Annotated in this window: 11 protein-coding genes; 9 read left to right on the top strand and 2 right to left on the bottom strand. The window is 76.1% G+C overall.

Annotated elements, in window-relative coordinates; genetic code table 11:
• Positions 1-37: 37 nt before the first annotated feature.
• Positions 38-793: a TIGR03089 family protein gene (locus KRAD_RS14550; RefSeq protein ID WP_083782074.1), complete on the top strand. Its 756-nt coding sequence runs from the start codon at positions 38-40 to the stop codon at positions 791-793.
• Positions 793-1,869: an AbrB family transcriptional regulator gene (locus KRAD_RS14545; protein WP_012086386.1), complete on the top strand. Its 1,077-nt coding sequence runs from the start codon at positions 793-795 to the stop codon at positions 1,867-1,869. Before KRAD_RS14550 ends, KRAD_RS14545 begins: the two co-directional genes overlap by 1 nt.
• A gap of 29 nt (positions 1,870-1,898) precedes the next feature.
• Here KRAD_RS14545 and manA read toward each other — a convergent pair whose 3' ends face one another.
• On the bottom strand, positions 1,899-3,107 hold the full coding sequence (manA, locus tag KRAD_RS14540) for a mannose-6-phosphate isomerase, class I (protein WP_012086385.1): 1,209 nt from the start codon (positions 3,105-3,107) through the stop codon (positions 1,899-1,901).
• A gap of 60 nt (positions 3,108-3,167) precedes the next feature.
• Here manA and galE point away from each other — a divergent pair, with 60 nt between their 5' ends.
• Positions 3,168-4,130, top strand: coding sequence for a UDP-glucose 4-epimerase GalE (gene galE / locus KRAD_RS14535; protein WP_012086384.1), 963 nt, complete (start codon positions 3,168-3,170; stop codon positions 4,128-4,130).
• A gap of 15 nt (positions 4,131-4,145) precedes the next feature.
• Here the strand turns inward: galE and KRAD_RS14530 are convergent, their stop codons facing one another.
• The gene (locus KRAD_RS14530) at positions 4,146-5,072 is read right to left on the bottom strand and encodes an AEC family transporter (protein WP_012086383.1); all 927 of its coding nucleotides are present in this window, start codon (positions 5,070-5,072) and stop codon (positions 4,146-4,148) included.
• Between the two features lie 155 nt (positions 5,073-5,227).
• Between KRAD_RS14530 and KRAD_RS14525 the strand changes: the two genes are divergently transcribed.
• The 6 genes from KRAD_RS14525 to KRAD_RS24445 all read left to right on the top strand — a co-directional run bounded on the left by KRAD_RS14525 (position 5,228) and on the right by KRAD_RS24445 (position 13,990).
• On the top strand, positions 5,228-5,989 hold the full coding sequence (locus tag KRAD_RS14525; protein ID WP_041292121.1) for a decaprenylphospho-beta-D-erythro-pentofuranosid-2-ulose 2-reductase: 762 nt from the start codon (positions 5,228-5,230) through the stop codon (positions 5,987-5,989).
• A 7-nt stretch (positions 5,990-5,996) separates the two neighbouring features.
• Positions 5,997-7,568: a glycosyltransferase family 39 protein gene (locus KRAD_RS14520; RefSeq protein ID WP_012086381.1), complete on the top strand. Its 1,572-nt coding sequence runs from the start codon at positions 5,997-5,999 to the stop codon at positions 7,566-7,568.
• 94 nt (positions 7,569-7,662) lie between these two features.
• A complete protein-coding gene (locus KRAD_RS14515; protein WP_083782073.1) occupies positions 7,663-9,135 on the top strand; it encodes a DUF1800 domain-containing protein in 1,473 nt (490 codons plus the stop codon).
• A gap of 14 nt (positions 9,136-9,149) precedes the next feature.
• The gene (locus KRAD_RS14510) at positions 9,150-10,427 is read left to right on the top strand and encodes a DUF1501 domain-containing protein (protein ID WP_012086379.1); all 1,278 of its coding nucleotides are present in this window, start codon (positions 9,150-9,152) and stop codon (positions 10,425-10,427) included.
• A 373-nt stretch (positions 10,428-10,800) separates the two neighbouring features.
• On the top strand, positions 10,801-12,765 hold the full coding sequence (locus tag KRAD_RS14505; RefSeq protein ID WP_012086378.1) for an N-acetylmuramoyl-L-alanine amidase: 1,965 nt from the start codon (positions 10,801-10,803) through the stop codon (positions 12,763-12,765).
• 1 nt (position 12,766) lies between these two features.
• Complete coding sequence (locus KRAD_RS24445) at positions 12,767-13,990, top strand: LGFP repeat-containing protein (RefSeq protein WP_012086377.1); 1,224 nt, start codon at positions 12,767-12,769, stop codon at positions 13,988-13,990.
• Positions 13,991-13,995: the final 5 nt, after the last annotated feature.

Raw genomic sequence — 13,995 nt, 5'->3', positions numbered from 1 at the left:
CGGCGCCACCGCGCCGAGGCGCGCGTACGGTGACCGCGTGCTCCCTGGTTCCCCCCGCTCGGTGCCCGCGCTGCTGCGCTCGTTGGTGGACGACGACCCCACCGCCCCCCGGCTGACGTTCTACGGCGGCGACCACGCCCGGACCGGCGAGCGCGTGGAGCTGTCCGCGCGCGTCCTCTCCACGTGGGTCGCCAAGACCGCGAACCTGCTCGAGGAGGAGTTCGAGGTCGGCCCCGGTTCCCTCGTCGCCCTCGACCTGCCGACCCACTGGAAGACGCTGGTGCTGCAGCTGGCGGTGTGGTCCACCGGCGCCGCGGTGCGCCTGGGGGCGGACCGCCCCGCCGACGTCCTGGTCTCCGCCGACGCGGGGGTGCTGGCGGGGGCGGCCGCGCGCCACGCCTCCCTGGAGCGCGTCGCCGTCGCGCTGGCCCCGCTCGCGACGAGCTTCGGCGCGCCCCTGCCCGACGGGGTCCTGGACTACGCCCGCGTCGTCACCGGCTACGGCGACACCCACGCCCCGGTGCGCGCACCGGGGCCGGACGACCCGGCGCTGGAGACCGCGCAGGGCCGGACCCTGACCCACCCGGAGCTGCTCGACGGGGCCGCCGCGGCCGGGGCGGGCTGGCCGGCGCGGGTGCGCCTGCTCACCGACGCCGGCCCCGGCGACGTCGTGGCGGGGCCGCTGGCCGCCTGGGCCCGCACCGGGTCCCTCGTGCTGACCCCCGACCTCGCGACCCTGTCCGCGTCCGTCGTCGCCTCCGAACGCACCACCGCCACCCTCCCCCGCCCGTAGTGCCCCGCCCCCCGCGGGCCCGGCGCGCGCCGGTCCCGCACGCGCTGGCCCTGGCCGCGGCGACGGCGGCGGCGACCCTGCTGCTCGCCCGGGCCGGGCTGCCCTCCCCCGCCCTGTTCGCGGGGCTGGCCGTGGGCCTGCTGGACGCCCTGTGCCTGCCCCGCCCCTTCCCGCTGCCGGCCCGGCTGGGCACGGCCGGGCAGGCCGCGGTGGGGGTGACCATCGGGACCCTCGTGCAGCTCTCGACGCTGGCCGCCCTGGGCGAGCACTGGCTGCCCGTCCTGCTCGTCACCCTCGCCACCCTGCTGCTCAGCCTGGGGACGGGGTGGGTGCTGGGCCGCCACCGCGACCTGGACGCGGTGACGGGGGCGTTCGCCCTCGTCGCCGGCGGGGCCAGCGGGCTGGTCGTCATCGCCCGCCAGCTCGGCGCGGACGAGCGCGTCGTCGCCGTCGTGCAGTACGTGCGGGTGCTCCTCGTCGTGCTGTCGCTGCCGGTGGTCCTCAACGTCGTCTTCGGCGTGCGGGCCACGGGCGGTGCGGCGGCTCCCGCCGGGGACCCGTGGGCCGGGGTCCTGCTCGTGGTGGTGTGCGGGCTGGCCGGGCCCTGGCTGGGGCGGCGCGCGCACCTGCCCGCCCACACCCTGCTGGGCCCGCTGCTGCTGGCCGCGGTCGCGTCCCTGACGGGCCTGTCCGGGGCGGCGGTGGTCCCCGACCCGGTGCAGCAGGTGGCCTACGCCCTCATCGGGTTGCAGATCGGCCTGCGGTTCACCCCGGCGAGCTTGCTCACCGTGGCCCGGGTGCTGCCGGCGGCGGTCGCGCTCGTCGTCGTCGGCGTGCTCGGCAGCGCCGGGCTGGGGGTGCTGCTCTCGCGCGCGACGGGCCTGCCGGAGCTCGACACCTACCTCGCGACGACGCCGGGCGGGCTGTACGCCGTGCTCGCCGCGGCCGTGGGGTCCGGGGCGGACGCGACGTTCGTGCTCTCGGTGCAGGTGCTGCGGCTGCTGGTGATGCTGCTGGCCGCGCCCGCGCTGGCGGGCCTGCTGGCCCGCGCCCGTCCCGGGCCCGACCGGGGCTGACGGCCAGGACCGGGACGGGGCGGGGCGGGTCAGGGGGCCTCGGGACCGCCGGGGCCGGCCGCGACGAGCCGGCCCGCGCCGGAGACCGTCAGCGGGTGCTCGGCGGCGGTGACGAACACCGCCTCCCCCCGGGCGAGGTCCTGCGCGCCGGTGGCGGAGACCAGCCGCACCGACCCCTCCAGCGCCAGCACCGCCCGCGGGACCGCCCGCTCCCAGCGGGTCTCCTCCCCGGGCACGACGGTCAGCTCCGTCAGGGCGAAGTCGTCGACGTCGCCGGGGGCGAATACCCGCTGGTGCTCGGAGAGGACGCGGGGGGCGAGCAGCGGCGGCGGCAGGACCCGGAAGTCGAGGACGTCGAGCAGCTCGGCGACGTCGACGTGCTTGGGGGTCAGGCCCCCGCGCAGGACGTTGTCGGAGCTGGCCATGAGCTCCACCCCCGTGCCCGCCAGGTAGGCGTGGACGTTGCCGGCGGGCAGGTACAGCGCCTCCCCCGGGGCGAGGCGCACCTGGTTCAGCAGCGTCGACACCAGGACGCCCGGGTCCCCCGGGTGGTGCCCGGACAGCTCCACGACGCAGCGCGCGGAGGGGTCCTCGGAGGCGGTGCACGCCTGGGCCACCGCCTCGACCAGCGGGCCCACCGCCCCCGCCTCGGCCGTCAGCAGCAGCCGGGTCGCCCCCCGCAGGGCCTCGCCCTCGTCGGGCCCGGCGAGGACGTCCAGCAGCGCGGCGAAGAGGTCCCGGGAGCCCGGCGGCAGCGCCGGCAGCTCCAGGCCGGCGAGCAGGTCCCGCGCGGCGGCGGGGGCGCGGAACCCGGCCATCGCCGCGAACGGCTCCAGGGCGAGGAGGAGCTCGGGCTTGTGCTCGGTGTCCTTGTAGAGGCGGTGCGCGGCGTCGCGGGGGGTCCCGGCGGCCTCCTCCTCGGCGTAGCGGCGCGCGGCGGTCTCCCGGTCGGGGTGGGCCTGCAGCGACAGCGGCGCCGCGGCCGAGAGGACCTTCAGCAGGAACCCCAGCCGGGCCCCGCCCCCCGCGTCCGCCCCCCCGTCGCCCAGGAACTCCTCCGGGGCCGCGGCGATCCGCTCGTCCAGACCCACCCCCTCGGCGTCGGAGGGGGCCCCCGGGTGCGCCCCGATCCACAGCTCGGCCTGGGGCCCGCCGTCCGGCTCGACGCCCAGCAGCTCGGGGATGGCGCTGGTCGAACCCCACGCGTAGGGCTGAACGGTGTTGGTCAGTCTCAGCACACGGGTGAGGCTACGGCCGGGGCGGCGGCGGGGGCGGTGCGGCTGGCTACAGTCGCCCCCATGAGCGTTCTCGTGACGGGCGGTGCCGGCTACATCGGATCCCACGTGGTGCGGCTGCTGCAGCAGCGCGGGGAGCGCGTCGTCGTCGTCGACGACCTCTCCAACGGCCGCGCGCAGCGCGTCGGCGACGCCCCGGTGGTGCAGGTCGACCTCGGCACCGACGCGGCCGCGGGCGCCCTGGCGAGCGCGTTCGCCGAGCACGACGTGGACGCCGTCATCCACTTCGCGGCCCGCAAGCAGGTCGGGGAGTCCGTCGCGAAGCCCGCCCGCTACTGGGCGCAGAACGTCGGCGGCACGGCGAACCTGCTGCAGGCGATGGAGGACGCCGGGGTCGGCAAGCTCGTGTTCTCCTCCTCCGCGGCCACCTACGGCGCCCCGGCGACGGCCCTGGTGCGCGAGGACGGCCCCGCGGAGCCGATCAACCCCTACGGGCAGACGAAGCTCGTCGGGGAGTGGATGAGCCGCGCCGCCGGGGTCGCCTGGGGCCTGCGCGCGGCGAACCTGCGCTACTTCAACGTCGCCGGCGCCGGCTGGAGCGACCTCGGCGACGCGGCGGTGATGAACCTCATCCCCATCGTCTTCCGCGCCCTGGACGAGGGGCGCGCGCCGGTGGTGTTCGGCGACGACTACCCGACCCCGGACGGCTCCTGCATCCGCGACTACGTCCACGTCCTGGACCTCGCCCGGGCCCACCTCGCCGCGCTGGACCACCTCGCCGCCGACGAGCGCCCCTTCGACACGTTCAACGTCGGCTCCGGCTCCGGCTCCTCCGTCTTCGAGGTGCTGCGGGTGGTCCGCGAGGTCACCGGCGTCGACGTGCAGCCCGACGTCCGCGAGCGCCGCGCGGGCGACCCGCCGCAGCTGGTGGCCGACGTGTCGCGCATCAACGACACCCTGGGCTGGTCCACGACGAAGGACCTCACCGACATCGTCGCCAGCGCCTGGGAGGCGTGGCGCGCCTGAGGGCGCCGGGCGCGGTCAGTGCGGCAGCAGCACGCTGATCAGCACCAGGACGGGCGCGACCAGGACCGTCGTCACCAGCACGGTGTCGCGGGCCAGGTCGCGCCCGACGCCGTAGCGGACGGCGTAGGTGAAGACGTTCTGCGCGGTGGGCAGCGCGGCGACCACGGTGGCGGCGAAGACCGCGGCGTCGTCCAGGCCGAGCAGGCGGGCCACGAGGTAGCTGACGCAGGGCTGCACGACGGACTTCAGCGCGCTGGCCGTGAGGACCCGCGGGTCGCGCCAGCCGGCGAGGCCGCGCCCGTGCAGGGACATCCCGAACGCCACCAGCGCCCCGGGGATGGCGAAGCCGGCCAGCAGGTCCAGCGGCTGCGCCAGCGCCGCGGGCAGGTCCCAGCCGGTGGCGGAGAGCAGGACCCCGACGGCGCTGGCGAGCAGGACGGGGTTGACCAGCGGGGTCAGCAGCCGCTTCGCCGCGGCCCGGCGGCTGCCGTCGCCGCGGTGGCGGCCCACGTCGAGGATCCCCAGCGCGACGGGGCTGAGCACGACCATCTGCAGGAGCATCGCCGGCAGCACGGCCGTGAGGTCCTGCAGGACGTAGGCCGCGACGGGCAGGCCGATGTTGGCGGCGTTGACGAAGGAGCTGGCCAGCGCGCCGATGACGAGGTCCTCGCGCGGCATCCGCCAGCGGTAGCGGGCCAGCAGCGCCCACACCAGGACGCAGGCGGCGACGCCGCCGCCGGTGACGAGCAGCTGCGCGGAGAGCAGCACGTGGACGTCGGCGCCGGCCAGGGTCTGCACCAGCAGCGCCGGGGACCCCACGAAGAACACCAGCCGCGACAGGACCACCTGCCCCGAGGGCCCGAGGACCCCGGTGCGGCCCACGACGTAGCCGACGAGGACGAGGCAGGCGACGACGGTGAACCCGGTCAGGACACCGCTCACCGGGCGCGGTGCGGGGGCCGGCGCGGGGGGATCACCCCCGGAGGCTACGACGGGCGCGGGGGTCCCCCGCGGACCAGGTCACCGTCGGGTGACGATCCCGGGGCGCGCGTCGTCGCGTCCGGGGCCCGCGGCCGCCGTTGCTAGTGTCGAGCCCTGTGATCGACGCCCTCGGGAACCCGCGCTCCGTCCTCCTCCTCGGGGGCACCTCCGACATCGGCCTCGCCATCGTCGAGCGCCTCAGCCCCGAGCGCCCGCTGCGGGTGACCCTGGCGGCCCGCCCCGGCGCGCGCCGGGAGGCCGCGGTGGACCGGCTGCACCGGCGCGGGCACGAGGTGCGCGCGGTGGACTTCGAGGCCACCGACCTCGAGGGGCACGCCCGCGTCGTGCAGGAGTGCTTCGAGGGGCCCTTCGGCGACGTGGACGTCACGGTGCTGGCCTTCGGCGTCCTCGGGGACAACGAGGTGTCCTGGCAGGACGCCTCCGAGGCCGTGCGGGTCGCGACGGTCAACTACACCGCCCCGGTGAACCTCGGGGTGCACCTGGCCGCGCGGCTGCAGCAGCAGGGCCACGGGGTCCTGGTGGCGCTGTCCAGCGTCGCCGGCGAGCGGGCCCGGCGCTCCAACTTCGTCTACGGCTCCTCCAAGGCCGGCTTCGACGCCTTCTTCACCGGCCTGCGCGAGGCCCTGCGCCCGGGCGGGGTGCGCGTGGTCGTCGTGCGTCCCGGCTTCGTCACCACCAAGATGACCGAGGGGCTCAAGGCGGCCCCCCTGTCGGTGTCGGCGGAGCAGGTGGCGGAGGTGGCCGTGGACGCGGTGCGCAGCGGCAAGGAGACCGTCTGGGCGCCCGAGCCGATGCGCTGGGTCATGTCGGCGCTGCGCCACGTGCCCGCGCCCGTGTTCCGCAAGCTCCCCCTCTGACGGACCCTTGAGCGAGGTCGACCTGTCGAGCACCCGCGCGGACCCCGGGCCCCCCGCCGGCGCGGTCCCCGCCGCGCGCGGCGCCGCTCCCGCGCCGACGCTGCTGCGGTCCGGGGCGGGGACCCGCGCCGACGTCGTCATCGGGCTGGTCGCCACGCTCCTGGGCGGGCTCGTGTTCTCCTGGCGGGTCGGGACGCCGAGCCCGTGGCGCGACGAGGCCGTCTCGGTCGCCGTCGCCGCCCGCACCCCCGAGCAGATCCGGGCGCTCGTCCAGCACGTCGACCTCGTGCACGCGCCGTTCTACTTCCTCGCCCACGCGCTGTTCGGCCCCTCCGTCGACGTGGTGCAGGTGCGCTGGATCTCGGTGGTCGCGGCGGCGCTGACGGCCGCGGCGCTGCACGGCGTGGGGCGGCGCGCGGCGGCGGTCGCGGTGGGGCCGGCGGTGTCCCGGCTCACCGGGGCGACCGCGGCGGCCCTGTTCGTCGCCACGCCCTTCGTCAGCCGCTACGCGCAGGAGGCCAGGCCCTACGCCCTGGTGACCCTCGTGGCGACCCTGAGCACCTACCTGCTGCTGCGGGCGGGTTCCGGGCGCCGGGCGGGCTGGTGGGTGGGCTACGCGCTGAGCCTGCCGGTGCTGGTGTCGCTGAACACCGTCGCGGCGCTGGTGCTGCTGGCGCACGCCGGGTGGGCCCTGGCGGCCGGGCCGCGGGTGCGGTGGCGGGCCGCGCTCGCGGCGGGGACGGGGGTCGTGCTGGCCCTGCCGCTGGTCGTGGCCCAGGGCCGGCAGAGCGGGCAGGTCGCCTTCCTGCAGCGGCCCGCGCCGGGTGAGCTCCTCGCGCACGTGGACTTCGCGCTGGGGTCCTCCCCCGCCGCGCTCGCGGTGGCGGGCCTCGCGGCGCTGGTGGCGCTGGTGGCGGCGCGGGCGCGCCGGCTGGTCCTGCTGGGCGTCCTGTGGGGGGTGCTGCCGTGGCCGCTGCTGTGGGGCCTCTCGCAGGTCCACCCGCTGTGGACGACGCGCTACCTGGTCTTCGTCGCGCCGGGGACGTGCCTGCTGCTGGCCGCCGCGGTGACGGTGGCGGTGCGGGCGCGCCGGGCGGGCGTCCTCGGCGCGGGGCTGGTGCTGGCGGTGGCGCTGGCGGGGCTGCACCTGCAGCTCGTCTTCCGCTCCCCCTCGATCGGGCACGGCGAGGACCTGCGGGGCACCGCGGAGCACGTCGCGGCCCACGCCCGGCCCGGGGACGGGCTCCTCTTCGTCCCCGACGGGGAGTACCGCTACCGGGTCCTCACCCAGGTGTACCCGGAGGCCTTCGCCGGGCTGGACGACCTCGCGCTGGCCGAGCCCGCCGCCCCCTCGGCGACGCTGGTGGGCACCACCGTGCCGGCCCGGGACCTGGGGGCCGCGCTGGCCGGGGTGCAGCGGATCTGGGTGATCGGCGGGGTCGGCCCGGTCGTGGTGAGGACCCCCGAGGACCGCGAGGCCGTCCGGCTGCTGTCCGAGGGGTACCGGCTGGTGTCCACGGAGGAGAAGCGGGCGTTCAGCGTGCGGCTCTACGTCCGGACGGAGCCGGCCGCCGGCTGAGCCCCGCGGGCCCGTGCGGGCCCGCAGGTCCCCGTCCTGAGCACCTCCCACCCGGTCGGCTCAAGCTCTGGAGATCCCCTGCCGAACAGGTCGCGTGCCTTCCTCCGACGCCACCGTGACCCGGGGCGGCCGACGCGCCGCGACGGCCCCGTACGCGCACGAGACCGCCGCCGACCGCCTGCACCTGCTGCGCCGGGCGACGTGGGGCCCGACCCCGGCCGCGCTGGCCGAGGTCGCCCAGCTCGGTACCGCGGCCTGGCTGGACCGCCAGCTCGACCCCGCCCGCGTCGAGGACGGCGCGGTCGACGCCTTCGCCGGCCGGATGGCCTTCTACGGCCGCACCCCCCAGGACCTGTGGGGCGGGGGCTACGAGCCCACCGGGTGGAACGCGATGCTGGAGACGGGGCGGCTGACCCTGGCCCGCCAGATCTGGAGCAACCGGCAGCTGTTCGAGGTCGTCGTCGACGTCTTCAACAACGTCCTGCACGTGACCAACCCCAGCTCCGAGGTCTGGTGGAGCCGGCAGGACTACGACCGCACGGTGATCCGCCGCCACGCCTTCGGCAGCTTCGCCGACATGCTCGTCGCCTCCGCCCGCCACCAGGCGATGCTCACCTACCTGGACAACACCAGCTCCACCGCGGCCCACCCCAACGAGAACTACGGGCGGGAGCTGCTGGAGCTGCACACCGTCGGCGTCGAGGCGGGCTACTCCGAGGAGGACGTCAAGAACTCCGCGCGCCTGCTGACGGGGCTGACCATCGCCCGCGACGGCGCGTCGGTCTTCGACGCGGGCCGCCACGACGGCGGGGGCCGCTCCGTCTTCGGCTTCGTCGTCCCCCCGCACCGCCCGGCGGAGGGGAACGGCTGGATCGACGCCTACCTGCGCTGGCTGGCCGTCCACCCGGCCACGGCCCGCCGGATCAGCCACAAGCTGGCCACCCGCTTCGTCTCCGACGCTCCCCCCGCCGCGCTGGTGGACCGGATGGCGCGCACCTGGACCAGCACCGGCGGGCAGGTCGTCCCGGTGCTGCGCACCCTCTTCGACTCCGGCGAGTTCTGGGCCTCGGCGGGGCAGAAGGTGCGCACCCCGCAGGAGGACTACGTCGCCACCCTGCGGACCCTGGGCACCGGGATGGAGCCCAGCGGGACCGCGGGGATCACCAAGCTGTTCTGGCACGTCCTGGACCAGGGCCACGCCCCGATGGCCTGGGGGGCCCCCAACGGCTACCCCGACGTGGCCACGGCCTGGGTCTCCCCCAGCGGGACGCTCTCGCGCTGGAACCGGCACATGGACTTCGCCGCGGGCTGGTACCCGACGGAACTGCGGTTCGCGAGGCCCACGGACCTGCTCTCCCCCTTCCCCGGCACCTGGGGCGCGCTGGTGGACGCCCTGGGGGTGCGGCTGACGGGCAGCCCGCTGACCGCGGACGAGAAGGCGGCGCTGCTGATGTACGCCGGCCGGCAGGCCGGGGCCCCGTGCTCGGTGAACGACCGCTGGATCCAGAACAACCTCCGCTACCTCGTCGCGCTCACGCTCGACGGCCCGACCTTCACGATCCGCTGAGGAGGACTGCTCTCGTGTCGAAGTTCAAGGACGACGCCCGCTGCGGCTGCGACGAAGGCTCGAAGCTGGTCTCGCGCCGCAGCGTGCTGCGCGCGGCGCTGGCCGCGGCCGCCGCCGGCGTCACCACCTACGCCGTGGGCGACGTCTCGACGCAGGTCTCGTTCGCGGGGACGGGCTGGAACGGCGAGACCCTGGTGGTGCTGAGCCTGCACGGCGGTTTCGACGGGCTGTCCGCGGTGGTCCCCGGCGGGGACGCCGGGTACTACGCGGCGCGGCCGAACATCGCCGTCCCGCGCTCGACCCTGCTCGGCCTGGACCAGACGTTCGGCCTGCACCCGGCGATGGCCCCGCTGATGCCGCTGTGGCGCAACGGGACCTTCGGGGTCGTGCACGCCGTCGGGCAGGCCGAGCCGACCCGCTCGCACTTCGCGGCGATGGAGCGGATGGAACTCGCCGCGCCGGGTTCGTCGGTGCGCACGGGCTGGATCGACCGGACCCTGGGGTCGCTGGGCACCGGTTCGGTGCTCAACGCCGTGGGCATCTCGAACACCCCGGCGCGCGCGTTCGCCGGTCCCGCCCAGGAGACGACGATGACGTCGCTGGACGGTTTCAGCCTCATCGGCCCCGGGGACGACCGCCCCACCTGGCACGCCGCGCTGCGCCGCATGCACACCGGCGCCCGTCCCGAGGTCGCCCAGCCCGCCTCGACGCTGCTGACGGCGATGGAGGACGTGGCGGGGCTGCGGGGCACCGCCTCGGGCCCGGCGAACGGGGCGGTCTACCCCGACTCCGACCTCGGCCGGGCCCTGGCCGAGGCCGCGGTCCTGAAGAAGTCCGGCGCCCCGGTGCAGGTCATCGCCCTGGACTACGGCGACTGGGACATGCACGCGGGGCTGGGCCGGGTCGACGGCGGCTGGATGCGCGACAAGCTGACCGAGCTGTCCTCGGCGCTGGCCGCCTTCGCCACCGACCTCGGCGGGTCCTTCGCCTCCACGACCCTGGTGACCCTCTCGGAGTTCGGCCGCCGGGTCGGGGAGAACGCCTCCGGCGGGCTGGACCACGGGCACGGCAACGCCGTCCTGCTGCTGGGCGGCGGGGTCGTGGGGGGCCGCGTGCACGGGGTGTGGCCCGGTCTGGGCGCGGACCGACTCGTCGACGGCGACCTCGCCGGCACGACGGACTACCGCTCGGTCATCGGCGAGGTGCTGCAGAAGCGGTGCGGGGCGGGGTCGCTGTCGGCGATCTTCCCCGGTTTCTCCGGCGCCCCGCTGGGGGTCGTCCGTTCGCGGTGACGGGCACCGGCGGTGACCTGACCGCGACCTGAGAGCGTTCTGGACGGACCCTCCGAACCCGCTGCGGATCGGGGGGTCTCGTCGTTCCCGGGGTTCCCCGGGGTTCGCGGGCGCGACTCAGAACTGGGGTGCGATGGACGATTGTGACGTAGAGTGCACGAGTGAACACAGAGGTGTTACCCAGTTGTGCACTCGGGCACCTTGTACACCTCAGGCATCCTCACCTACTTTGCGTGACGGAAGGCGCACGGGACGGTAGCGACACGCTCAAGGTCCGGTGTCCGTCAGCCGATGCCGGAGCCGAGCGTTCACCCGTGTGGGTGTGACCCACGGGGCGCTCGCCGCCCCACGCCAGAAGGAGGAACGAGCCCAGATGCGGTCCGTCACCACCCCCGTGTCCCGTCGCGCCCTGCTCACCGGCGGTGCCGCCGGTGGCCTCACCGGCGCGGCCCTGCTGTGCGCGGGGGCCCCCGCGAGCGCCCTGGCCCCCGCGGCCCTGCAGGTCGCCGGCTCGACCCGCGCCTTCGCCCTGGGCCAGCAGCGCTCCGCCACCCTGCTCTCCACCGGCGACCTCGCGGTCGTCGCGGTGGACGTCGAGGGCGGGCACATGGTCGGGGTGACGTTCCCCTCCGGCGCCTCCACCGACACCGTCTCCGTGCGCGTGCGCCGCGCCGGCGCGGACTGGACGGCGTGGAGCGACCTGCCCCTCAACGACTCCGAACCCGACCCGGACACCGCCGAGGGCCGCCGCTCCGTCACCGCCTCCGACCCGCTGTGGGTCGGCGCCCTCGGGACCGCCACCGTCCAGGTCCGCCTGCCGCGCACCGACGTCGCCGACGCCCACCTGCAGCTCGTCGACGCCGGCGAGAGCTCCGCGCTCGACACCCGCACCACCCTCGCCTCCCCCTCCGGCACCAAGGCCAGCCCCCGGGCCGTCCCGCAGCCGACGATCCGCTCCCGCGCCGCCTGGGGCGCCGACGAGTCGCTGCGCCAGGGCGGGGCGAGCTACAGCACCACCATCAAGGCCGTCGTCGTCCACCACACCGCCGACGGCGGGACCTACAGCCAGGCCGAGGTCCCCTCGGTCATCCGCGGCATGTACCGCTACCACACGGTGTCCCTGGGCTGGGCCGACCTCGGCTACAACTTCGTCGTCGACCGCTTCGGCGGGATCTGGGAGGGGCGCGCCGGGGGGATCTCCCAGCCCGTCGTCGGCGCGCACGCCGGGGGTTTCAACGCCGACACCTTCGGGGTCTCGATGATGGGCGACTACACCTCCGTCGCCCCCAGCGCCGAGTGCCTCGAATCCGTCGCCCGGGTCATCGCCTGGAAGCTGTCGATGTACGGCCTGCCCGCCGACGGCGCCGCGTACCTCACCTCCGCCGGCGGCGGGACGGCCCGCTACGCCGCGGGCAGCACCGTGAAGCTGCGCACGATCAACGCCCACCGGGACGTCGGTTTCACCGCCTGCCCGGGCAACGTCGGTTTCACCCGGATGGACACCATCCGCGCCCGGGTCGCGCAACTGATGAACGCCGCCACGGGCACCGCGATCGACGCCAAGTACGCCGCCGTCGGCGGGGCCGCCGCGTTCGGCACCCCGACGACCGCGGAACTCGACACCCCCCGCGGTGACGGTTCCTACCGGTTCTACACCGGCGGGGCGATCTACTGGAACCGGGTGACCGGCGCCCACACCGTGCGCGGGGAGATCCTCGCCGCCTGGGGCCGGCTCGGCTGGGAGAACGGCCTCGGTTTCCCCACCACCGACGACTCCCGGGCCAAGGGCGGTTTCTACAACCACTTCCAGAACGGTTCCATCTACTGGAGCCCCGCCACCGGGGCCCGCGACGTGCGCGGGGCGATCCGGACCAAGTGGGCGTCGATGGGCTGGGAGGGCGGCCCCGCCGGTTTCCCGGTGACCGGCGACTCCCGCGCCGCCGGCGGCTGGTACACCCACTTCCAGGGCGGGTCCATCTACTACTCCGCCGCGACCGGGGCGCGCTGGACGACCGGCGCCATCCGGGACCGCTGGGCCGCGCTCGGCTGGGAACGCGGCATGGGTTTCCCCACGATCGACGACACCCCCACCCCCGGCGGGAAGGGCTGGTACAACCACTTCCAGGGCGGGTCGGTCTACTGGTCCCCCGCCACCGGGGCCCACGCCGTCCGCGGGGCGTTCCGCGAGACCTGGGCGTCGATGGGCTGGGAGAACTCCTGGCTGGGTTTCCCCACCAAGGACGAGTACGCCGTCGACGGCGGGCTGCGGATGGAGTTCGAGGGCGGGACCCTCACCTGGAACCGGTCCACCGGCCAGACCACCGCGAAGAGGAAGTGACGTGAGGCGGCGGGGTCCCGGCGCGGCGCCGGTGGTGGCGGGCCTGCTCGTCGCGGCGCTGGCCGGCCTGGTCGGGCCCGCCGCCTCGGCCGCCCCCCGCGCCCCGGGCGGGCTGCCCGCCGAGGTCGACGCCCTCGCCCCCCGGTACCAGGCGCCGATCTCCTGCGCCGCACCGCAACCGGGGACCCTCGCCGTCGCCCGGCTGATCCGCGACGCCTACGGCCCGCAGGACGTGGGGACCGCCCGCGCCTGCCCCGTCGGCGGCCCCCCCACCTCCGAGCACCACGACGGCCGCGCGCTGGACTGGATGCTCGACGCCGCCGTGCCCGCGGAGGCCGCCCTCGCCCGGGAGTTCACCACCTGGCTGCTCGCCCCCGACGCGAACGGCAACGCCGCCGCGAACGCCCGCCGCCTCGGGGTCATGTACGTCATCTGGGACCGCGCGGTGTGGAAGGCCTACGACCCCGCCGCCGGGTGGCAGCCCTACACCGGTCCCGACCCGCACACCGACCACGTCCACCTGTCGCTCACCTTCTCCGGCGCCGCCCGCGAGACGTCGTGGTGGACCGGGACGGCCGACCCCCTCACCGGGCACTGGATCGCCCTCGGCGGGGAACGCTCCGTCCTCGGCGGCGACGTGGGCGCCCGGCGCACCACGTCCTCGGCGGGGGTCTCCCGGCGCGACTACCGCCACGGCAGCGTCTACGCCTCCCCCACGACCCCGGTGCGCGAGGTGCACGGCGCCATCGCCGGCCGCTACGGCGAACTCGGCGGCCCCGCCGCCCTCGGGGTCCCCCTGACCGACGAACTGCGCACCCCGCGGCGGGCGGGGGCCTACAACCACTTCCAGGGCGGCTCGGTCTACTGGTCCCCCGCGACGGGGGCCCACGAGCTGCGCGGGGCGATCCGCGACCGGTGGGCCGCCCTCGGCTGGGAGAACGGCCTGGGGTTCCCCACCACCGGCGACCGCCGGACCCCCAGCAAGCCCGGCGCCTACACCCACTTCGAGGGCGGGTCGGTCTACTGGTCCCCCGCGACCGGCGCGCACGCCGTCCGCGGCGCGCTGCGCGAGACGTGGGCCGCGACCGGCTGGGAGAACGGCCCGCTGGGCTTCCCCGTCGCCGACGAGCGCCCCGTCCCGGGGGGCTTGCGCCTGGACTTCCAGGGCGGTTCGCTGACCTGGGACGCGACCCGCCGCACGACCTCGATCTCGCTGAACCACTGATCCGC

Source organism: Kineococcus radiotolerans SRS30216 = ATCC BAA-149, from assembly GCF_000017305.1.
In the GTDB taxonomy this organism is placed as follows: domain Bacteria; phylum Actinomycetota; class Actinomycetes; order Actinomycetales; family Kineococcaceae; genus Kineococcus; species Kineococcus radiotolerans.
The sequence above is the reverse complement of the archived record's forward strand: the minus strand, read 5'-3'. Positions and strand labels throughout refer to the sequence as shown.

Coding starts and splice junctions, on each gene's coding strand:
- galE (WP_012086384.1), top strand. CDS start 3,168: ATGAGCGTTCTCGTGACGGGCGGTGCCGGCTACATCGGATCCCACGTG.
- KRAD_RS14505 (WP_012086378.1), top strand. CDS start 10,801: ATGCGGTCCGTCACCACCCCCGTGTCCCGTCGCGCCCTGCTCACCGGC.